The sequence below is a fragment of the Microcystis sp. M083S1 genome (assembly GCF_020246405.1).
Lineage (GTDB): Bacteria > Cyanobacteriota > Cyanobacteriia > Cyanobacteriales > Microcystaceae > Microcystis > Microcystis aeruginosa_C.
Genome location: NZ_JADBTB010000050.1, coordinates 1 through 22,214, shown reverse-complemented (window position 1 = coordinate 22,214; position 22,214 = coordinate 1). Strand labels below are relative to the sequence as shown.

The following is a 22,214-nucleotide window of genomic DNA, read 5'->3' as shown; positions in this document are numbered from 1 at the left end:
ATAATTCATAATTCATAATTCATAATTTATAATTCATAATTCATAATTTATAGTCATTTCAGATAAGTCTGATACACTCTAGACCAGTTAAACCCTTATGAACTCTAGCATTGATATTCTCAATCTTAATTGAAATGACTATAATTCATAATTCATAATTCATAATTTATAATTCATAATTCATAATTTATAGTCATTTCAGATAAGTCTGATACACTCTAGACCAGTTAAACCCTTATTAACTCTAGCATTGATATTCTCAATCTTAATTGAAATGACTATAATTCATAATTCATAATTCATAATTCATAATTCATAATTTATAATTCATAATTCATAATTCATAAAAAAAGGTGGGGCAACACCCACCTTGTTTAAACCTTATATATTAGAGATAATTAGGCTTCATCGAGGGCGGCAATACCGGGTAAAACCTTCCCTTCGAGTAATTCCAAACTAGCGCCACCACCGGTGGAAATATGGCTCATTTTTTCCGCCACTCCCACTTTTTCCACCGCCGCTACCGAGTCACCACCACCGATAATGGTAGTTGTACCCGTAGCAGTTAAATCGGCTAAAGTGTGAGCGATCGCATCTGTACCCGCCGCAAATTTATCGAACTCGAACACCCCCATGGGGCCATTCCAGAGGACAGATTTACAGCTAGATAAAGCTTCTTGGAAAACTTTAACTGATTCAGGTCCAATATCCAATCCCATCCAACCATCGGGAATATTTTCGACCTTGACGATTTGGGACTCGGCATCTTTATCGAATTTATCCGCTAACACCACATCGGTAGGAAGGAGGAATTCCACTCCTTTTTCTTTAGCTTTCGCTTCCAGGGATTTGGCTAATTCCAGTTTGTCCTCTTCCACCAAAGACTTACCAACACTTAAACCGCGGGCCTTGTAGAAAGTAAAGATCATACCGCCACCGATGAGCAGTTTATCGCACTTTTCTAATAGAGTTTCGATCACGCCAATTTTACTAGAAACCTTAGAACCGCCGATAATCGCCGCTAGGGGACGTTGGGGAGTTTCAATAGCTGCTTGTAGGTAGTTTAACTCTTTTTCAATCAAATAACCCGCCACCGAGGGGCTGAGATAGTGGGTAACGCCTTCCGTGGAAGCGTGGGCGCGGTGGGCGGTACCAAAAGCATCATTAACGTATAAATCGGCATTAGCGGCTAATTTTTTGGCAAAATCGGGATCATTTGCCTCCTCTTCACCGTGGAAACGCAGATTTTCTAAAAGGGCCACTTGACCGTTAGACATTTGGCTAATCGCTGCCGTGACTCCCTCACCAATACAATCGGGACACATGACTACTTCCTGGCCCAGTAATTCCGAGAGACGTTTAGCCACAGGAGTCAGACGCAAATTTTCTTTAACTTGACCGTCGGGACGACCCATGTGGCTGCATAAAATAACCTTAGCCCCTTTTTTAATTAAATCCTCAATAGTTGGTAGTGCCGCCCGAATGCGGGTATCATCGCTGATTGCCCCAGTGGCTTTGTCCATGGGAACGTTAAAATCGACCCGGACTAAGACCCGTTTGCCCGCTAAATCGGCTTCTGTCAAATTCGCTACTGTTTTTTTTGGCACAGCCCATAACCTCCTAGATTGCTTACCGTACAATAAAGATTAAATCAGGGTATCGCTACTTGCGGCAATTACTTTGACAAAGATTATTTCAGATTTGGGGATCAGTTTTGCAGTTCCAAGACCGATTTGCCCAGAAAAATTTGATTGGAGAGACTTGTTAATTATGTTTGAGACGATTTTATTTCCCATCGACCACAGCCGCGAAAGTCGTGACGCTACCAGTAGTGTGATCGAATTAGTCAAAATCTTTGACAGTCGTTTGGTGCTGTTGTCGGTGGTGGAAACGACACCCACCGGAGAAATTGCCGCCGACGATAAGATGAGTTCGATCGAAGCGGTGGATAGATTGTTACAATCGGCGCGAGCGGTTTTCGCCCAAGCTAACATCAATGCGGAAATGATTGAAAGGGAGGGAATGCCTTCTTTTGTCATCTGTGATGTGGCCGATGAAATTAATGCTCACCTGATCGTTATGGGTTGTCGCGGTTTAGGATTAACCGGCGAAGGCGTGTCCGAAAGCGTCACCACCAAAGTTATTAACCTTGCCCCCTGTCCGGTGTTGATTATCCCTTAATCAGTGACCAGTTATCAGTGATCAGTTATCAGTGATCAGATGTGAGTTGTCAGTTCACTGTTTACTGGACGGCTACGCCGTGCCTTTGGCAACACTGAAACAAAGCTCCCCATCTCCCCCACTCCCTACTTCATAATTCATAATTCATAATTCCCACTCCCCACTCCTGTCTTCTGAGAGAAATGTAACGAATTGTGAGAGTTTCAGCCGTCAACCCTTGAAAACTCGATCGATGGGGTTGCTTGAAGTAATTCTTAGGCCTAAAGTGTAATCTTAAAGTTTTATGATCAATTTTCCCGTTGATCGGAAAAAGGAGAACTCAAACACAATGGCTGAAACTGGATACAAACAGGTGGTGACACCCTACAATGATGATCCGTTCATTGGTCATCTAGCTACCCCCATTTCCGCTTCTGGTTTTACCAAAGCTTTTATTGGTAACTTACCTGCCTATCGTCCCGGTCTAGCTCCGATTCTGCGCGGTCTAGAAGTGGGTATGGCCCACGGTTATTTCCTCGGTGGTCCCTGGGTTGTCCTGGGTCCCTTGAGAGACTCTGAATATGCTAATCTCGGCGGCTTAATCCCCGCTTTGGCCATGGTTCTCTTGGCTACGGGTTGTTTAGCTAGTTATGGTCTTGTCTCCTTCCAAGGTAAGGCCGCTAGTGGTGATCCTCTGCAATCGGCCGAGGGTTGGAGTCAATTCGCCGCCGGTTTCTTTATTGGTGGTATGGGTGGCGCTTTTGTGGCCTATTTCCTCCTAGAAAATCTTGGTGTCGTTGATGGCATCATGCGCGGGGTTTTTAATCAATAATTAACCCTTTTTCTACCTGTTATCATTTCCTTATTTTTTTTCTAGGAGCATTTGACATGACTGGTGCCTACGCAGCTTCTTATCTGCCTTGGATTTTAATCCCGATCGTCTGTTGGTTAATGCCAGCCGTGGTTATGGGTTTGTTATTTATCTATATCGAGAGTGAATCCTAATTTAGCTCTAGGATTCCTACAATTAAGAGCTTGGAAATTAGCTATTTAATAGTTAGTTTTCAAGCTCTATTTTCTGAAGAAAAAGGAAAAAATTGACCAGATGAAAATGGGTAAAACACTAGACCCCACACCCTGGGGCCAGGGTGCATCCCACATTTGCAGAAATACCGACAATCAGCAATTATACTAAATCCGTTGAGTATAGGCTACTTATGAAGATAGGCAAAAGGCACTCATGCAAAAGGCAAAAGGGGGGATAAATAATCAGTCTTTAATAACCGGATTTAGAATTATCAGTGACTCTTAAATTAGTACAAAAATATGAACAATCGCCTGTAAGCATCTCACAGTTAACCTAATGCGCGGGGGGTTTGGGGGGTAGAACCCCCCAAAAGCTTGGATTGAGTGATAAAACTGAAAGTAACACACCCAATTTTAGGAGAAAGTTTCCCCTGAAAAATCCCAAATTAGTAGATTGACAAAAATGATACCAAATCCCTTTTTAATAGTGTGATTAACTCTCAAGTTATGAATTGTTTCTCCCCACACCCCACACCCCACACCCACGAAAAACTTTTTGCCGCAAACCCTACTTATAAAGCGGTTAGATAGCGGATTTTTTCCAACAAGAGGGAGGGTTGAATGGGTTTGAGGAGATAGTCGTCAATGCCATGACGACCGAGGAAATTAACGCTGATTTCGGGGGTATCATTCAAGATTAGCACTTTACTGGCTTGAGTTTGGCTGGATTTTTTTAAGAGATGACAGAGATGATATATATCGGGCATTTTTCGATCAACAATTATAATACCTGGCTGCACGATCTCAATTTTTTTGATAGCGGAGACACTATCAATTAACCAAATAACTTGATAATGTGCCACCATCAATAACTCACAAATAAGATTGGCAATTTCTTCGTCACTTTCAATCAAAACTATAGTGGGATGGTGGTGATTAAAATGGGGATTATTATCCGAGGGTTGGGGTTGGGATTTGGGAGGCTTTTGTTGAGGTAAACGCACGGTAAAGATGGAACCTTTATCTAAGCAAGATTCTACCTCGATCGTGCCGCGATGCAGTTCCACTAATTGTTTAGTTAAAGCCAATCCTAATCCCACACCACCATAACGACGTTTGCGAGAGCCATCCAATTGGGTAAATTTTTCAAACAGAAGCGGTATTTTTTGAGCAGGAATGCCGATGCCCGTGTCCTCTACCTGAAAAATGACCTGACTGCCTTCTTTCCACAGTCTCAGCGTGATAGCACCCTGTTCGGGGGTAAATTTCAGGGCATTTTTTAACAAGTATAAAAGTATCTGCTGAACTCGATCATAATCGGCATAAAAATAATGCTCTTTTTCGGTTATTTTCATCTCTAAAATTAGATTAATTTCTTTAATCTCTGCCTCTGTTTTAATAATCTCTAAAACATGATTACAGAGATATTTTAGCGAAAATTGTTTAATATCTAAAACAGCTTTCCCCGCCGAAAGTTGCGAGAAATTAAGCAAATCATTGATTAATTCTAATAGTTTATTGCCGTTATCCTGAATAACTTTTAGATAGTTTTTTTGTTTGTCGGGAGGTAAAAAATTATTAGCTGCCGAGCATTTTTGCAGGGTACTGGACAAACCGATAATACAAGTTAGGGGAGTTAATAACTCATGACTCATATTATTTAAAAATTCACTTTTGCAGAGGTTAGCGGCTTCTGCGGCCATTAAAGTATCTTGTAATTCTTGGGTTCTTTCTATTACCCGGCGTTCAAAAATATCTTTTTGTTCCTGTACTTGAGAATATAATTGCGCTTGATAGATAGCGATGGCGAGATGTTCACCAATCTGACCTAAAAATTTCTTTTCTTGCGGCAACCATCGGCGTTTTTCTCCACATTGATGGGCAATTAATAAACCCCACAATTCTTCTTGTACCACAATCGGGGCGATTAATTTTGATCGCACTTGGTGTTGTCGCAAAAATTCGGACAAACAGAAGGAAGAAGAATAGTTAACATCCACATCATCCACGGCCAGAATTAATCCTTGACGATACTTTTCCTTGTATTGGGGAATATAGGAAAAACAATCGTCTTCGGGGGTTAAATTTAACACGGAATTTATCTGGTCAGAAACGCGCGACTCGGAAGTTATTTTTCCCTTTCCCTCGCCGGTACCGGGGAAAAATTGATAAATTAACAATCGGTCCACTTGCAAAAATTCCCGCGCTTCCCTGACCACGGTTTCCAGAATCACCGGTAACTCCAGACTCTGACGCATCTGGGTGATGACTTGGTTTAATAATCTTTCCTGTTGGATTTGTTGGGATAGGGCAGCTTCTACCGGTTGACAAACGGAGAAGATGCGGGGACAACCCCCCTCTGCAGACGGAGAAGAAATTATCGAGAGAATTTTGACTAAAATTTTATTTTGAAAACTGCTGACATTATTGGATAGAGGCAGATTTAAAATTTGATAACCCTGCTGAATTTTTGGGTGGTGGAGAGACTTGACGGACAGTCCTTGCAGAAAGTTTTTAATCGTGTTCGCTTCAAAACTAATGCGGACTTCGTACTCAAAGTTATGTGCTTGGGGACTGGCTAACAATAAAACTTGTAGGTCGGTGGAAAGCAAGAGTTGATAGATTTCCCCCGTCTTTAGGGGCAGCTCTCTTTCACTGAGACTAATCCTCGGCGCTGTCACCTGTATTGCCAACTGTCCCCACCAAGAACGAATTTGTTGGAGGTGAGTAGATGACAACACTTGACAGCAAACATAAGCGGGAGAAGCATTCATTTATCATTTATCAGTTATCAGTTATCAGTCATCAGTCATCAGTCATCAGTTACCAGTTACCAGTTATCAGTTATCAGTTATCAGGAGGCAGGAGGCAGGAGGCAGGAGGCAGGAGGCAGGAGATAGGGTGGTGGGGTGTTGGGGTTTTAGGGTTTTAGTTGAAATTCCCCCACTTCCCCACTTCCCTACACCCCAGTCATCAGTAAGGTGTTGGGGTTTTAGGGTGTTGGGGTTTTAGTGAAGATTTTGCTTAATCCCTATCCCCTATTCCCTAATCCCTATTCCCTGTTCTTTAAATTGCCGCAGACAGATATAATCATCTCTATCTACCTAAGAATGATCCCTCGATCGAGACCCTGATTCTCAAAACCTAATCATTATTTAACCTGACTCTCAAAACTTATGCACCGAATTGCTCCCCAAGCGGGTGGTTGGACAGCAGATACCGAAGGGGTGATTATTATTGACCAAAATCCGGCCCCGATTGTTCTCCTCACCATGGCTGATACCGATATTCAAACTCTAGCGGCAGCTATCGACCATCTACCGGATAATTTTCCCGCAATTCGCGCCCTGAATTTATCGCAGTTACAGCAGCAATACAGTATCGATAACTATGGGGACAAGGTACTATCCCAAGCAAGAGTGATTATTCTTCGCTTATTGGGGGGACGGGGGAGTTGGTCCTACGGGTTGGAAGTAGTTAAGGAAATTGTCGAGGAAACTGGTGCGACTTTATTTGTCCTCCCAGGAGAGGATAAACCGGATTTAGAGTTGATGAGTCATTCCAATGCTTCCCTGACTACTGTTAACCAGTTATGGTGCTATTTCACGGAAGCAGGGATAGATAACTGGATTAATGCTGCTAAATTTATCGCGCATACCTGTCTCCATCTCGACTATCCTCCCTCTCCTCCTGGGGTTGTCCCTAGGTTGGGAATCTATTCCCAGACAACCCTATCCCAACCCCAAGCACGGACTTGGATACTTTTCTATCGTTCCCATTATCTCGCGGGTAACACCAAAGCTATCGATGCTTTAATCAGCGCTTTCACCCAAAGAAACATTGAAACTGTCCCTATCTTTCTCTCCTCTCTCCGGGAAATTGAAGTGCAAGAGGAACTATTAACCCTCTTTTCCCACCATCCCCCAGACCTAATTCTCGACACCACTAGCTTCTCTATCCAGCGACCGGAAGACAAACAAAATCATCACTTCTGGCAGTCCCTCAATAAACCCATCTTCCAAGTTATCCTCAGCAGCAGCAGTTTAGAAGCTTATCAACAGGGTTATCAAGGTCTTTCCCCCCGGGATGTGGCTATGAATATCGCTTTACCGGAAATGGATGGCAAAATTATCACCCGTGCTATTTCCTTTAAATCTGTCCTCACCCGACATCCCAAACTAGAAACGGAAATAGTTATCTATCAACCCCTCCCCCACCGGGTTGATTTTGTCGCTGATTTAACCGCAAACTATTGTCAACTCTCCTCCCTTCCCAACTCCCAGAAAAAAATTGCTCTCATTTTCCCCAACTATCCCAATAAGGATGGTCGTATCGCTAACGGAGTCGGTTTAGATACTCCCGCTAGTGGTTTGGAAATTCTTCGCGCACTACAAACCCAAGGTTATACCCTCACCGACCTCCCCGACCATAGTGATGAATTAATGCGATTGCTTATTTCCGGTATCACTAATGACCTGGAGACAAGGGAATTAAAACCTATCTATCAATCTCTCTCCCTAGAAGCATATCTAGATTATTTCTCCTCCCTTCCCCCCGATAATCAAAGCGCTCTGCTTGACCGTTGGGGACATCCGGACGAGGATTTTCCTATCCCGGGCCTCCAGTTAGGTAATGTCTTTATCGGTATTCAACCTTCTCGCGGTTATGACCTTGACCCGACTCTTAATTATCATTCCCCCGACCTGGAACCTACCCACAGCTATCTCGCTTTTTACCATTGGTTACGACAGGAATTCCAAGTCACTGCTGTGATTAATCTCGGTAAACACGGCAATTTAGAATGGCTACCCGGGAAGAGTCTCGCTCTTTCTCCCCATTGTTATCCCGAAATTGCTTTCTCGTCGCTGCCGAATTTTTATCCTTTTATTGTCAATGACCCCGGAGAAGGGTCCAGCGCTAAAAGACGTTCCCAAGCTGTTATCATCGACCATCTCACCCCCCCGATGACGCGAGCGGAATTGTATGGGGATTGGGAAAAGTTAGAGTCTCTCATCGATGAATATTATCAGGCAGAATCTCTTGATCCTTCTCGTTTAGCTCTGATTCGCGAGCGGATTAACGACCTGGTGGCGAAAACTAATCTCGATCGAGAGCTAGGCACGATTAGCGCCTCCTTTGGTCAATTTCTCACCCTCGTGGATGGTTATCTCTGTGAACTCAAGGAAGCACAAATCCGCGACGGTTTACATATCTTCGGTCAATGTCCCCAGGGTCAGCAGTTAATTGATTTAATCCAATCGATCGCCCGTTCTCCCAGTCCCGACCGCCCCGGTTTAACCCGTTCCCTTGCCCTTGACCTCCATCTCGACTGCGACCCCCTGACGGAATATAACGATACTACTACTTATCTGGAAGGTCTCGCTCAGGATTTAATTAGCCGGAAAATTGAACCTGTAGGCGAAAATACGGCAAAAGAATTGGTTTGGCTAGAAAATCAGTTAATTCCTGCTTTAAAACAAACCCCCGATGAACTTATCTATCTCTTAAAAGGTCTCGCTGGCGAATACGTCCCCAGTGGTGCTTCTGGCGCTCCTACCCGCGGCCGTCCCGATGTTCTCCCCACCGGCAGAAATTTCTATTCTGTCGATACCCGCGCAATCCCCACAGAAACCGCGTGGGAAGTGGGAAGAAAGGCCGCAGAGGCACTAATTGAACGTTATACCCAAGAAAATGGCGAATATCCCCGCACTTTGGCGATTTCTATCTGGGGAACTTCGACGATGAGAAATAGTGGCGAAGATGTGGCCGAAGCCATGGCTTTACTGGGAATTCGTCCCCTTTGGGATGGTTTTTTCCGTCGGGTGGTCGGGTTTGAAATCCTTACCCCGTCTAGCTTAGGCCGTCCTCGTATTGATGTGACTGTTCGGGTATCGGGCTTTTTTAGGGACAGTTTCCCCAGCATACTACATCTTCTTAATTCTTGCATAAATGCGGTAGCTTGTCAAGAGGAAGAAGAAAAAATTAATCCTTTAGCGGCGAAAGTGAAGACAGAGAGGGAGTTTTGGCTAAGTCAGGGCTTAGGAGAAAAAGAGGCGAAACTGAGAGCTACTGCCAGAATCTTTGGCTGCAAACCTGGTGCTTACGGGGCCGGTTTACAGGGGTTAATCGAGTCACAAAACTGGCAAAATGATCAAGACTTAGCTAATGCTTATATTAACTGGAGTTGTTATGCCTATGATAGCCAAGGAACTGCCCATTCTTTACCGGAAGTATTGAGAAATAGACTGCAAGAATTAGAGATAGTGCTGCACAATCAGGACAATCGAGAACACGATATTTTCGACTCCGATGACTACTATCAGTTTCAAGGCGGCTTAACTGCCAGTGTCCGGGCATTAACCGGCAAAAATCCCGTCACCTATTTTGGTGATCATTCCCGCCCGGAAAATCCCCGCATCAGAACCCTAGAGGAAGAAATTCGCCGCGTTTACCGCTCGCGAGTGGTTAATCCCAAATGGATAGCGGGAGTGATGCGACACGGCTATAAAGGTGCTTTCGAGATGGCTGCGACCGTAGATTATATTTTTGCCTACTCTGCCACTACTCACCTAGTGGAGGATTTTATTTATCAGGGGGTAGCCGAAGCTTATTTATTTGACCACAAGGTACAACAATTTATTCAGGAGAAAAACCCCTGGGCATTGCGAGATATGGCCGAAAGATTATTAGAGGCTCAACAACGGGGATTATGGACGCAGGTGGACCAGAAAACTTTAGATCAATTGAGAGCAATTGTCCATGAGGCCGAAGGAGCGATCGAATCGGGTCAGTAATTGATAACTGGTCTAGAATCAATCTATCAAGAAATTGCTCAAATTACTTTAGTAATGAGAAACGGGACTAAATAATGGCCGGAATTGAGGGATTGAGGATTAAAAATTATCGAGCGCTCAAGGATATAACCCTGGGCAAGTTATGGAATACTCAAAATCGAGATTCTCTGACACCGATGACGGCCGTTATCGGCAAAAATGGTGTGGGAAAAAGCACACTTTTTGATGCGTTCGGTTTTTTATCTGATTGTCTTAAAGGAGGAGTAGAAGAAGCTTGTGATGCGCGAGGTCGGGGTGGGTTTGAGCGTCTTCGTTCCCAGGGTCAGGAAGGAAGCATTGAATTTCAGATTTATTACAAAGAAGATTACAATTCCCGACCAATTACCTATGAATTAGCTATTGATCTAGATACGGATAATAGACCTTATGTAAAAAAAGAAAGACTCAGACAGAGAAGAAAATGTCAAAAGACCGGATGGCCTTTTTCATTTTTAATCCTCGATGAAGGGAAAGGAATCGTCTGGAAAGGAGAAGAAGAAGGGAAACAAGTAGAAGAAGGTCAAGACCATTTTGATTTACTTAAGTTAATAGAAAAAATTCAACGAGAAGCTGATGAGGAAAGCAAGGAAACCGAGTTAGTGGAACTGAATGATAAGCGCAAACTAGGAATTGCTACGTTAGGTTCTCTCAAACAGCATCCGAGAATTTCCCTATTTCGGAGATTTATTGAGGGATGGTATCTCAGCTATTTTACTCCCGATGCGGCCAGAAGTTTGCCCCTAGCCGGACCCCAGAAACATCTGAATATCCATGGAGATAATCTCGGTAATGTGGTGCAGTTTATGGAAAGAGAGCATTCCAAGAAATTTCAGAATATACTTAATAGTATTTCTCATAAGATACCGGGTATAGAAAAAATTAGCACCGAAAAAAGTCCCGATAATCGACTATTATTAAAATTTAATGATCGGGGATTCCAAGACCCATTTTATGTACAGCAAATGTCCGATGGTACTTTAAAAGTATTCGCCTATCTCTTACTGTTAGAAGACCCTTCTCCACCGCCATTTATCTGTATTGAAGAGCCAGAAAACGGCTTATACCATAAACTATTAGAAACCTTGGCTCAAGAATTTAGAAAACACGCCACAGGACAGAGAGGACGTTCTCAAATTTTTATCACCACTCATCAACCTTATTTTGTTGATGCTCTCCAGCCAGAAGAAGTTTGGATTCTGGAAAAGGGTGATGATGGTTTTTCTCGGATTAAACGGGCTAGTGACAATCCTTTAATTAAGAATCTCGTCTCAGAAGGATTGCCCCTTGGTAGTCTTTGGTATAGTGATTACTTAGATGAGAGATAAGGTCATGCACTTTGAAATTTTGGTCGAGGATTTGTCGGGAAAAAAAGCACTTGATATTCTAATTCCTAAGATTATTGACATGAATGCAGGTCATACATTTAGGGTTCATTCCTATAAAGGCAGTGGTCATATTCCCAGAGACTTACAGTCTGTTTCCGATCCTAGTAAACGGATTCTTCTTGAGCGACTACCTAAACTGATTCAAGGATATGATAAAACTTTTTCTAGTTACCCTGATAATTATGCTGCTGTGCTGATTGTGGTTTGCGATCTGGATAATCGATGTTTTCGGGAATTTCGACAGGAATTAAGCAATTGTCTGGAAAAATCTGCTATCCAATCCCAAATTTACTTCTGTATTGCTATTGAAGAAGGAGAAGCTTGGTATTTAGGTGATATTAATGCCATAAAAATTGCTTATCCCCAGGCCAAAAGTGCTATCTTGGATTCCTATATTAATGATAGTATCTGTGGTACTTGGGAAAAACTGGCAGATGCTATATACAGAGGTGGAGCGAAACAATTATCTAAGTTAGGTGGAGCTTCTGTGGGTCAAGAGAAAACAGTCTGGGCAGAAAATATTTCTCCTCAGATGAATGTGGATATTAATCGATCGCCCAGCTTTGGCTATTTTCGGAATAAACTACGTCATCTCAGTCAGGAAGAATCAACAACTTTAGTACAGACTTTCTCATCAAGATGAAGTGTAACCTAATTTGGTATTAACGACCGACTCCCCAAAACGAAAACTTCCCATCTCACCATTCAGATAACTGCTGTGGGTGCTGAAAACTCAAATCTGATAACTTACAGAGGAATGTAGCGAAATATACGGAGCGATCGAACCAATTTGTAATATATGTGGCCTATAAAATAGGATGATGCGAGCGTTGTCCATACTTGCATCGGGAGGGAACCGTGACGACTTTTCAGGCTTCGCTCAATTTACTGCCTTCTAGTTCTCCCGCTGCCAATTTTCGCACTGGAGAATGGACTTTTCCCACACTCTACTCCACTCTGGCTCCTGCTGCCCTAGCAGATTTAGTTTTTTCTCGTTACGAGATTGATGTACCGAAAAATTGTCAATTTTGGCATCGGGGTTTAAGTGATGTGTATCTCCTCGAAACCCTGACAACTCCCTACATTTTGCGCGTATCTCACTGCCATTGGCGCAGCAAAATGGAAATCGACTTCGAGTTAGAATTATTAGATTATCTCGATCACTCTCAGGTTCCCGTCGCCGCACCAATTCGCAGCAAAAACGGTGATTTATCCCTAGAAATTAATGCCCCAGAAGGGAAACGTTACGCCGTCCTCTTTCCCTATGCCCCTGGGGGAATTGCTATTGGGGATATAGATATAGAACAAGCCTATCACTTAGGGGCGATCGTGGCTAATTTACATCGGGTGACAGCAGATTTTCAAACCCTAGCCTATCGTCATCCCCTCAACCTCAAATATCTTCTCGAGGATTCCCTGCAAATTATTGCACCTTTTCTGCACCAACGACCGAGGGACCTAGACTGTGTTTTAGAAACCATTGGGGAAATAGAGGAAGAAACCGCCAAATTACCGACAGAATCTCCCTATTGGAGCATTTGTTGGGGCGATCCTCATAGTGGTAATGTACATATCACCCCTGATAATCAGATGACCCTATTTGATTTCGATCAGTGCGGTTATGGTTGGCGAGTTTTTGATATCGCTAAATTTCTGCAAGTTTCCCTACAATCCGGCTTAAATCGCCAGGTTCGCCACAGTTTTATCCAAGGTTACGATCAAACAGTGCCTTTAACTGATGGTGAATTATCTTGTCTTCAGTATCTCACCCAAGCGGCCTATATTTGGTCTTGGTCAATTAGCTTAAATAATCTGCGTTTAACCGATTATAGTCGTCTCTGCGCCAATTATTTTAGTAGCCGTTTGGCCATTCTCAAACGTTTAAGAACCCAAGAATGGGAATTATTCTAAGCAGCCTTAATCCTGTTGGTGACAGCAGGCCCTAACTAACCAAGATCAACTTTCTTGCTGGTCAATGGCCAAACGAGGTATCGATCCCTGTATGCTGGTAAGTATAGATAATCACTAGGTAAAGACTTTCTTCTCCATCTGCCAAAAGTGAAGCAAGCTTTACCGCTTTTGAATACTCTCTGACAGGCTCACAGACAGATGGTTATTATGTCCAGAAGAAAGAAAAAGTTTCCCTGTGGTCACAAGGGTTATGGCCAAGTCTGCCATCATTGCGCTCAACTAGATGCCGCTTGGGAAGAAAAAAAACGTCAAAAAAATGCTTGGGAAGCCACTTTTTCCCAAGATCCGATCGATCTACGGGAATTACCGAAAAATGTCGTACTTAAAGCTAGGGAAATCCTGCAAGGATTGCAAGATCACCGCAATTATCGAGATTTCCACGGTAAACGATTGCGACACGATCGCTTTATTATCAGTATCCCCGTTACCCGCAATTATCGCCTCATCTGTCGCGACTACGGCAATCTCCTCGTCCCGGAGGCGGTGATCTCTCACGAGGACTATAATGTCTGTAAACCGGGTAGGTGAAGCTAATCTTTAGCTTGCTTGGGAAGATTTATCGCTGTTTATGTCTCCCCAAAATCCGGCAGCCAATTTTGATCGAGAATCTCCTCTAGACTAGCTAACACTTCCAAGGGGAAAATACTGGCATCTAATTTGGTTTCGTCAATAAGCAGATTGCGAGCATCGAGATAACATTTTGCTAAAATTTCCCTTAAATAGGACTTTAAACTGGGACTATCTGCTAAAAGATCAGCAATTTGTAGGCGAAAATTTCTAATTTCTTTTTTCCATCCCGCTTGGTTGTAATCTCGTTGGGATTGCCAGTAAGTTAACTTCAGTAAATGTTCTAGAAGTCGAGTTAAGAGACTCTTAAGCGCTCGTCGATTATTTTTTCCCAAATCTGCCAACTCCTCTAATAAATTCGGCCAATCTACCGATTGAAAATCGCCTTGACGTAATTGGTTGATAGTGGACTCTAACCAAAGTTGATAATCGCTATCGTAGAGATTTGAAATGGTAATATTCATCATTTTTTACTCCTTAATTGCACTTTTCAGAATTATTGCTGATAGCTTCCCAATTAGGCAACCAATTTTCAGCGAGAATCTCCTCTAGACTAGCTGACACTTCCAGAGGGAAAATACTGGCATCTAATTGGGTGATATCAATAATTATCTCCCGAGCATCGCTGTAACATTCCTCAAGTATCTCGGATAAATAGGGTTTGAGACTGGGACTATCTCTCAGTAATTTCTTGATTTGTTTCCGAAAGGTTCTAATTTCCCCTTTCCATGCTGCTTGATTATAATCTCGTTGGGATTGCCAGTAAGTTAACTTCAGTAAATGTTCTAAAAGTCGAGTTAATAAACTTTCTAATGCTCGTCGTTCACTTTTTCCCAAATCCGCTAACTCCTCTAATAAATTCGGCCAATCTACCGATTGAAAATCGCCTTGACGTAATTGGTTGATAGTGGACTCTAACCAAAGTTGATAATCGCTATTGTAGAGATTTGGGATGGTAATATTCATGATTTTTTACTCCTTAATTGCACTTTTCAGAATTATTGCTGATAGCTTCCCAATTAGGCAGCCAATTTTCATCGAGAATCTCCTCTAGATTAGCTAACACTTCCAGAGGGAAAATACTAGCATCTAATTGGGTTTCGTCAATAAGCAGATTGCGAGCATCGAGATAACATTCCTGCAAAATTTCCCTTAAATAGGACTTTAAACTGGGACTATCTTTGAGAATTTTTTTGATCTGAATCCGAAAATTGCGAATTTCTTTTTTCCATCCAGCTTGATTATAATCCCGTTGGGATTGCCAGTAAGTTAACTTCAGTAAATGTTCTAAAAGTCGAGTTAATAAACTTTCTAATGCTCGTCGTTCACTTTTTCCCAAATCGGCTAACTCCTCTAATAAATTCGGCCAATCTACCGATTGAAAATCGCCTTGACGTAATTGGTTGATAGTATTTTCTAACCAAAGTTGATAATCGCTATCGTAGAGATTTGGGATGGTAATATTCATCATTTTAAGTAGCTGGTTATAATTAAATTAAAAATGGATTTTAGCTTCGATCCCCCCTGCCCCCCTTGATAAGGGGGGTGCCGATCCCCCCTTAATCCCCCCTTGATAAGGGGGGTGCCGATCCCCCCTTAATCCCCCCTTGATAAGGGGGGTGCCGATCCCCCCTGCCCCCCTTGATAAGGGGGGTGCCGATAGGCGGGGGGATCCCCCTTGATAAGGGGGGCATCGGATAATTTTTAACGCCTACCTACTTAAAAATGGGAAAAAATCAGGAGTTAAGCTGCCGGTGTCCAAAGTATAGGAGAAATTTGGGCTAATCAATTAGCTAGTTTTGCCGGTTTAGCTGAATTATCCTCAATCACATCTAACCGCGAAAAAAACTGCCAAAAAGAGTGATAATAAACCTAGCTACTCCCAGAGTAACAAGGAAAGCCCGATGGTGAAAACAGTAATAGGTGTCGATTTAGGTGGAACGGCTATTAAAATTGGTAAATTTGACCAAGAGGGCAATTGTATCGAATCTCTCACCTTGCCCACTCCCCAACCCGCTACACCCAAAGAAGTCGCCCTTACCATACATCAAGGCATTTGTCAAGTAAATTTGGATAAAAGTTGTCAAGCCATCGGTGTGGGAACGCCAGGGCCAGCGGATGCTCAGGGAAGAATTGCCAAAATAGCGATTAATTTGGCAGGATGGCGGGATATTCCCCTCGCCGATTGGTTAGAAGAAAGTACGGGAATGCCGACAATTTTAGCCAATGATGCCAATTGTGCCGGTTTAGGGGAAGCTTGGTTAGGAGCGGGCAAACGCTTTCAAAACTTGATCCTGTTGACCTTGGGGACGGGAGTAGGAGGGGCAATTATCCTCGATGGTAACTTATTTGTCGGCAGCAAGGGAACGGCCGCAGAATTAGGCTTAATAACCCTCAATTTTGACGGTCCATTGTGCAATAGCGGTAATCAGGGTTCCTTAGAACAATACGCCTCCCTGCAAGCTATTCGCCGGATGACTGGCAAAGAACCGAAGCAATTGGCGGAATTGGCCGAAAAAGGCGATCGAGAGGCTTTAGAATTCTGGCAGGGTTACGGTTGTTTACTGGGGGCTGGTATCGCCAGTTTACTCTATGTTCTCACCCCAGAGGCGGTAATTATCGGCGGCGGCATTAGCGCCAGTGCTAAGTTTTTCTTTCCCTCTCTGCTCGCAGAAATCGAAAGACGGGTTTTACCTAGTTCCAGAGAAGGATTAGAGGTATTAACGGCCGAGTTAGGTAATCGCGCTGGGATGGTGGGGGCTGCTAAATTAGCTTGGCAATTAGTGGGCGGTATCTGACTAAAATTGTCTGACTTAATCGTGAATAATTAAATGGCGATCGCCATCGATACTCACCCATCCCTGACGCTGAAATTCGCCTAACAAACGCGTCACCGTTACTCTCGTGGTAGCGATAGCATTGGCCAGATTTTGATGGGTTAAACGTATCTTTAAACGACTGCCTTGGGCGATTGGTTCTCCCATTTCCCGCTTTAATAACTGTAGTAACTGCTGGAGACGTTCCTCCACTCGTTTCAGTCCTGCGATCGCCAGTAGGGATTCTGTTTGTTGTTGACGACGGATCATTTGATTTAACATCATCCTAGTTAATTCCGCCGAATTTTCTACTTCGGCGATCGTGTACCATTTTAGGTACAGTTCCGACAAGGCTCTGGCGTGATAGGATTCTAGATGGGTCAAATTTAAGCCGAAAAACTGGGATGAATGAACCCAGCCTAGTAAAATTTCCTCTCCACTCTCAGATACTTGACTTAGTTGCGCCATACCCCGATAAACTTGCCAGACTCCATCAACCACCAGAGGAATATTTTCCCCGCGATCATAAAAATGGAGCCGACGACTCTCGCTATAGTCTTCTCGGAAGGGTGAGACGCTGGGATTATAGGTCAGCAACATGATCAAAGTTCTCCTGGGTGAGGGGATAGCAATTTTAACCCCACTTTACTGTATCAAGGTAAACATTAGGTAATCCCCAGATTAACAGTGATCAGTTATCAGTGATCAGTTATCAGTGGGTAAGTCATCAGTTTTCAGATGTGAGTTATCAGTTCACTGATTACTGTTCACTGAAATAACTTCCCCATTTCCTTCTCCCGCAGCTGAAAAACCTACAGATCATTAATTTAAAGCATCTTTAAGAGCCGTGCGAGCGGCCAGATGATTGCGGGTCGAGGTGAGAATTTCCGATTCTCGTTGGAGACGACTGACTGTATCGAGCATTTCTAATAAAGCTTGTTGTTCCCCGGCCACACCGTAGAGATTACCCGCCACCCAGTAGGATAATTCCAGGGGAAGACTGGGCAAATCGTCAGGGAGTTCAATTTTTTGAGCGGTTAATTTGGCTGAGAGATGAACCACATCCCGCAGCAGTCGATCCACTTCTGTGGCCAGAGGTCGCAGATCTTGGGTGGTGGGGACATCTTCAATCCACTCCACTAAACCGACGCGATAGGGTTTTTCCCGGACGTATTCTAGGACACGGAAGCGCTGTTGACCGATGGTGAGAATTTTTAAGCGATCATCTGGAAGACGTTGACAACGGACAACTTCCGCACAACTGCCCACTTTAGCGATTTCTCCGGTGGCAGGATCTACCATTAAGACCCCAAAACGGCGATCTTCTTCCAATATCGTATTCATCATAATCCGATAGCGAAACTCGAAGATGTGCAGGGGCAGGGGACGACCCGGGAATAAAACAACTTCGGGTAGGGGAAAGAGAGGTAATTCTCTAACGGCAATGGAAGAAGTGGCCATAGGTTTAGTAAAAAAAAACCGATCTTCTCTTATTTTTACACAATCCCCCCTGAACCGCTAGGCAAGGTCAATAGCCGGGAGTCAGTCGTCTGTCGTCGGTCGTCAGCTTTTTCTCCCTGCTCCCCTGCTCCCCCATCTTCCCACTTCATAATTCATAATTCATAATTTATAATTCCCTCACCGCTGGATATGCGATCGCTAAATGAGAAAATTGCTGATTTTGTCATCTAGATTGCATTCCGAGCGGAAACCTTTGGGTAATCTATGAGTAGAGATACTCAAACCTCATCTTCATTGGTTCTTCTCTGAGAGGGACTGTTTTTTCTCTCATAAACTTTACAATATTTAATAATTGTTGTAATATTGGTTAAATAACCAATGTTCTTACTACTTGCCATTTATGCCCAAAAACTCTATATCTAGCCAAAAAAAGGACTATAGAGGCAATTAAATAGTCAATGAGGTTTCTCTCTATAGTTGAGTAACCACTCACTTATCTCTTTACAAAACGAGAAAAAACTCTGATAGCATCTCCTTTATTGCCCTGGGGAAGCAATCTGAAAAACGCCATCAATCCCTGAATATCAACCCTCAACCGACGCGCACTCATGAAAACCTCGAAAAACCTTACCGATCCAGTTCGCGCCTATCTCAGAGAAATTGGCCGAGTTCCCCTTCTCACCCATGAAGAAGAAATTCTCTACGCGAAACAGGTACAAAGATTAATTTTTCTGGAAAAAATCAAAGAATCCCTAAAGGCGAAACTCGGCAGCGACCCCAGCGATCGCCAGTGGTCAGAAGCGGCGGAAATTAGTGAAGAACAACTACGTCGAGAATTGGGGGCAGGGGATTTCGCCAAACGCAAGATGGTAGAAGCGAACCTGCGTCTAGTGGTTTCCGTCGCTAAAAAATACCTAAAACGCAATCTAGATCTATTAGATCTCATCCAAGAGGGAACCATTGGGATGCAAAGAGGTGTGGAAAAATTCGATCCCACCAAAGGCTATCGCTTTTCCACCTATGCCTATTGGTGGATTCGCCAAGCCATCACCCGTGCGATCGCAGAAAAAAGTCGCACCATCCGTCTGCCCATCCACATTACCGAAAAACTGAATAAAATCAAAAAGGCCCAGCGTCAACTAGCTCAAGATAAAGGTCGCGCTGCCACCATTGCCGAATTAGCCGAGGAATTAGACCTAACTCCCAAACAGGTGCGAGACTACTTGGAAAGGTCCCGTCAACCCCTTTCCCTTGACTTAAAGGTGGGGGACAATCAAGACACGGAATTAGGGGAACTCTTGGAAGATACGGGACTTTCCCCTGAAGATTACACTGCCTATTCTTCCCTGCAAGTGGATTTGGAAAAACTGATGGCAGACCTCACCCCTCAACAAAAAGAAGTGATTTGTCTGCGTTTTGGTTTAGATAATGGGCAGCCCCTCACCCTAGCAAAAATTGGCGTTCGACTCAATATCAGTCGTGAACGCGTCCGTCAGATCGAACGAGAAGCGATCGCCAAATTGAGAAAACGCCGAGCTAACATTAGAGAATATCTAGCTAGTTAGGGTTTGCGGCAAAAAGTTTGTTGGTGGAGGCAGGGTGTGGGGTGTGGGGTGTGGGGTGTGGGGAGAATAAATAAAATAATCTCCTATCTCCTGACTCCTGAATACTGCCTCCTGCCCCCTGCCGACCGCCCCCTGCCTTCGTTAAGGGTCAAATTGATCGTCTGGATCACAGCGAGAAAAATGACCCATTTCTAGATTAATCGGCGACTTTTCTCGGCTATTTCTCCACTTAGGGTCTGCTGAAAAAGTTTTTCGTGGGGACAGGGTGTGGGGTGTGGGGTGTGGGGTGTGGGGTGTAGGGTTTTACCGATTCTCATCTGGTCAATTACCTAATTTTCAGAGAAAAAGTCCCAGAATTTTCCCCCTATCTCTCCCAGAACTGGGACTTTTTGATTGACAAAAAGTCTAAAAGTCTTACCCAACAAGGTTTTTAGATTTATTCAGCAAGCCCTACTTATTCAAGATATTTTTTCAACAGGAGAGCTAATTTTTCTTTAGTGGCGACGGGAACAGAATCTAGACGGGTAAGAATAGCGTATTTAAGGGCAGAATGAGCGACGGAAACGGGAGGATTAGCTGCCAGACGGCGCACCGTTTCTTGGATAACTTTTTGGGCATTAATAGCGTTATGGTGTAGATTTTCGATCACCATTTCTACCGTGACATGATCGTGATCGGGATGCCAACAATCATAATCGGTAACTAGGGCTAAGGTAGCGTAGGCGATTTCCGCTTCTCGGGCTAATTTTGCCTCGGTTAAATTGGTCATACCGATCACGGTTGCGCCCCAACTTCTATAGAGATTTGATTCCGCTTTAGTAGAAAAAGCTGGTCCCTCCATACAGAGATATGTACCGCCCCGATGCAGGGTAACTTCCGGTAGGTTTAAACTAGCGACGGCATCCCCTAAAATTTCGGCTAATTGCGGACAAATGGGATCGCCAAAGGCAACGTGGGCAACAATTCCTTCCCCAAAAAAAGTCGCTATTCTCTCTTTAGTTCTGTCAATAAATTGATCGGGAATGACTAAATCTAGGGGTTTAACTTCCGCTTTTAGGGAACCAACGGCCGAAGCGGAAATAATATATTCAACCCCTAATTGTTTGAGAGCGTGAATATTAGCTCGAAAGGGTAATTCGGTCGGTAAAAAATGGTGATTTCTGCCATGACGCGCTAAAAATGCGACTTCTGTTCCCTCTAAAGTCCCGAGAATTAAAGCATCGGAAGGAGAACCAAAAGGAGTATCGAGGGATACTTCCCGCACATCCTTGAGGGCATCCATTTTATACAAACCACTGCCGCCAATGATGCCAATTTTTACCGTCGTCATAGTCTTGGAAAGAATTAGTTATCGTTGCCTTGATGTTACCACAATTGAGCGATCGAACTGTGATAATTTTTCCATCAAGCCTTACTTTTTCTTTTTCTTGCCTTTGAGAGAACCATTAATTAAACCATTAAAGCCATAAATTTCTTCAGTTCCCGCGATGGCAACTAACTCCACCTCTTTCGTGTCTCCCGGTTCAAATCGAACTGATGTACCCGCAGGAATATTCAGATGGGTTCCTTTGGTTAATTCGCGCTGAAACTCCAGGGCCTCGTTAACTTCATAAAAATGATAGTGGGAACCCACTTGAATCGGTCGATCGCCTGTATTAGCCACAGAAATACGCAGGGTGTCGCGACCGACATTAATCTCGATCGCTCCGGATGGTGTGATAATTTCTCCAGGAATCATAACTGCTAAAAATCTCCTGTTAATGAATGGGATTGTGAACGGTAACTAATTTAGTACCATCGGGAAAAGTCGCTTCGATCTGCACTTCCGTAATCATTTCCGGGATGCCTTCCATTACCTCCTCGCGAGTTAATAAAGTAGTACCGTAACTCATCAATTCAGCCACGCTACGACCTTCCCTAGCACCTTCGAGGATGGCGGCGCTAATATAGGCGATCGCTTCGGGATAATTTAACTTGATACCACGGTTTTTGCGTCTTTCGGCGAGCAGTGCCGCCGTGAAAATGAGTAATTTATCTTTTTCTTGGGGCGAAAGTTGCATAGATAGGCCTTTTTTCACACAGATGCTAGGGTTATTGTAGTTGTTGGCCGGATATTTGTAGCGATCGAGTTGTGAAATTTTATTTACTTAGCCAGCATTATTGATGAAGATTGGGGAAAATACTCAAAAGTCTTGCTAGGAAGGTCATTCAGTCCTCTGGCTAAAAAACGGTCGGCAATTGGTTCTGTTGTTTTATCTAATAAAAACCACAGAGGACACAGAATTAACCTTAAACTAATACAAGTATATCAGAGGCGGTAAGAGTGGGTTTAGAACTAAGAGTTGCAATTTGAATGGCTGCTATTGTACCTGTCCCGTCCCCATCAAAAAATAGGTCTCCAGTAATTGTATTATAAATTAAGCGATTGCT

General features: G+C 43.5%; 20 protein-coding genes. 10 read left to right on the top strand and 10 right to left on the bottom strand.

All coding sequences use genetic code 11. The features are described from left to right. Positions 1–398 precede the first annotated feature (398 nt). Positions 399–1,607: a phosphoglycerate kinase gene (locus IM450_RS04420; RefSeq protein ID WP_287668139.1), complete on the bottom strand. Its 1,209-nt coding sequence runs from the start codon at positions 1,605–1,607 to the stop codon at positions 399–401. Positions 1,608–1,770: 163 nt separating this feature from the next. Between IM450_RS04420 and IM450_RS04415 the strand changes: the two genes are divergently transcribed. The 3 genes from IM450_RS04415 to IM450_RS04405 all read left to right on the top strand — a co-directional run bounded on the left by IM450_RS04415 (position 1,771) and on the right by IM450_RS04405 (position 3,165). Then, on the top strand, positions 1,771–2,181 hold the full coding sequence (locus IM450_RS04415; protein WP_002802733.1) for a universal stress protein: 411 nt from the start codon (positions 1,771–1,773) through the stop codon (positions 2,179–2,181). A gap of 328 nt (positions 2,182–2,509) precedes the next feature. Next, positions 2,510–2,992, top strand: coding sequence for a photosystem I reaction center protein subunit XI (locus IM450_RS04410; protein WP_002802734.1), 483 nt, complete (start codon positions 2,510–2,512; stop codon positions 2,990–2,992). Between the two features lie 56 nt (positions 2,993–3,048). Next, the gene (locus IM450_RS04405; RefSeq protein WP_002737043.1) at positions 3,049–3,165 is read left to right on the top strand and encodes a photosystem I reaction center subunit VIII; all 117 of its coding nucleotides are present in this window, start codon (positions 3,049–3,051) and stop codon (positions 3,163–3,165) included. 593 nt (positions 3,166–3,758) lie between these two features. Here the strand turns inward: IM450_RS04405 and IM450_RS04400 are convergent. Beyond that, positions 3,759–5,960, bottom strand: coding sequence for a hybrid sensor histidine kinase/response regulator (locus IM450_RS04400; RefSeq protein WP_287668136.1), 2,202 nt, complete (start codon positions 5,958–5,960; stop codon positions 3,759–3,761). A gap of 402 nt (positions 5,961–6,362) precedes the next feature. Here IM450_RS04400 and cobN point away from each other — a divergent pair, with 402 nt between their 5' ends. The 5 genes from cobN to IM450_RS04375 all read left to right on the top strand — a co-directional run bounded on the left by cobN (position 6,363) and on the right by IM450_RS04375 (position 13,903). Continuing rightward, on the top strand, positions 6,363–9,980 hold the full coding sequence (gene cobN, locus IM450_RS04395) for a cobaltochelatase subunit CobN (protein WP_287668134.1): 3,618 nt from the start codon (positions 6,363–6,365) through the stop codon (positions 9,978–9,980). A 74-nt stretch (positions 9,981–10,054) separates the two neighbouring features. Continuing rightward, positions 10,055–11,344 (top strand): AAA family ATPase, encoded by a 1,290-nt coding sequence (locus tag IM450_RS04390; protein ID WP_002802738.1) that lies wholly within the window; start codon positions 10,055–10,057, stop codon positions 11,342–11,344. Between the two features lie 4 nt (positions 11,345–11,348). Then, entirely contained in the window at positions 11,349–12,047 is a 699-nt protein-coding gene (locus IM450_RS04385) for a DUF4276 family protein (RefSeq protein WP_002802740.1), read from the top strand. A gap of 215 nt (positions 12,048–12,262) precedes the next feature. Further along, positions 12,263–13,315, top strand: coding sequence for a phosphotransferase (locus tag IM450_RS04380; protein ID WP_287668129.1), 1,053 nt, complete (start codon positions 12,263–12,265; stop codon positions 13,313–13,315). Between the two features lie 207 nt (positions 13,316–13,522). Next, the gene (locus IM450_RS04375; protein ID WP_287668127.1) at positions 13,523–13,903 is read left to right on the top strand and encodes a DUF7682 family zinc-binding protein; all 381 of its coding nucleotides are present in this window, start codon (positions 13,523–13,525) and stop codon (positions 13,901–13,903) included. Between the two features lie 38 nt (positions 13,904–13,941). On the opposite strand, the gene IM450_RS04370 is transcribed toward IM450_RS04375, so the two are convergent. The 3 genes from IM450_RS04370 to IM450_RS04360 are packed head-to-tail and all read right to left on the bottom strand — an operon-like array spanning position 13,942 to position 15,413. Beyond that, on the bottom strand, positions 13,942–14,406 hold the full coding sequence (locus IM450_RS04370) for a DUF29 domain-containing protein (protein WP_287668125.1): 465 nt from the start codon (positions 14,404–14,406) through the stop codon (positions 13,942–13,944). Positions 14,407–14,419: 13 nt separating this feature from the next. Continuing rightward, positions 14,420–14,908, bottom strand: a complete 489-nt coding sequence (locus tag IM450_RS04365) for a DUF29 domain-containing protein (protein WP_287668123.1) — start codon at positions 14,906–14,908, stop codon at positions 14,420–14,422. A gap of 13 nt (positions 14,909–14,921) precedes the next feature. Then, positions 14,922–15,413 carry a DUF29 domain-containing protein gene (locus tag IM450_RS04360; RefSeq protein WP_287668119.1) on the bottom strand — a complete coding sequence of 164 codons (492 nt, stop codon included), beginning with the start codon at positions 15,411–15,413 and terminating at the stop codon, positions 14,922–14,924. A 433-nt stretch (positions 15,414–15,846) separates the two neighbouring features. Here IM450_RS04360 and IM450_RS04355 point away from each other — a divergent pair, with 433 nt between their 5' ends. Next, complete coding sequence (locus IM450_RS04355) at positions 15,847–16,740, top strand: ROK family protein (RefSeq protein ID WP_002802745.1); 894 nt, start codon at positions 15,847–15,849, stop codon at positions 16,738–16,740. A 15-nt stretch (positions 16,741–16,755) separates the two neighbouring features. On the opposite strand, the gene IM450_RS04350 is transcribed toward IM450_RS04355, so the two are convergent. Together IM450_RS04350 and IM450_RS04345 are read right to left on the bottom strand one after the other, a co-directional pair. Beyond that, entirely contained in the window at positions 16,756–17,358 is a 603-nt protein-coding gene (locus tag IM450_RS04350; protein ID WP_002802746.1) for a Crp/Fnr family transcriptional regulator, read from the bottom strand. A gap of 222 nt (positions 17,359–17,580) precedes the next feature. Continuing rightward, the gene (locus IM450_RS04345) at positions 17,581–18,219 is read right to left on the bottom strand and encodes an LON peptidase substrate-binding domain-containing protein (protein ID WP_104396341.1); all 639 of its coding nucleotides are present in this window, start codon (positions 18,217–18,219) and stop codon (positions 17,581–17,583) included. A gap of 608 nt (positions 18,220–18,827) precedes the next feature. Here IM450_RS04345 and IM450_RS04340 point away from each other — a divergent pair. Then, positions 18,828–19,784: an RNA polymerase sigma factor, RpoD/SigA family gene (locus IM450_RS04340; protein WP_002802747.1), complete on the top strand. Its 957-nt coding sequence runs from the start codon at positions 18,828–18,830 to the stop codon at positions 19,782–19,784. Positions 19,785–20,238: 454 nt separating this feature from the next. Here IM450_RS04340 and IM450_RS04335 read toward each other — a convergent pair whose 3' ends face one another. From IM450_RS04335 to ureA, 3 genes are all read right to left on the bottom strand, one after another. Further along, a complete protein-coding gene (locus IM450_RS04335; RefSeq protein ID WP_287668110.1) occupies positions 20,239–21,114 on the bottom strand; it encodes an S-methyl-5'-thioadenosine phosphorylase in 876 nt (291 codons plus the stop codon). 81 nt (positions 21,115–21,195) lie between these two features. Further along, entirely contained in the window at positions 21,196–21,522 is a 327-nt protein-coding gene (gene ureB, locus IM450_RS04330; RefSeq protein ID WP_045356217.1) for an urease subunit beta, read from the bottom strand. A 19-nt stretch (positions 21,523–21,541) separates the two neighbouring features. After that, the gene (ureA, locus tag IM450_RS04325; RefSeq protein WP_002738360.1) at positions 21,542–21,844 is read right to left on the bottom strand and encodes an urease subunit gamma; all 303 of its coding nucleotides are present in this window, start codon (positions 21,842–21,844) and stop codon (positions 21,542–21,544) included. Between the last annotated feature and the right edge of the window lie 370 nt (positions 21,845–22,214).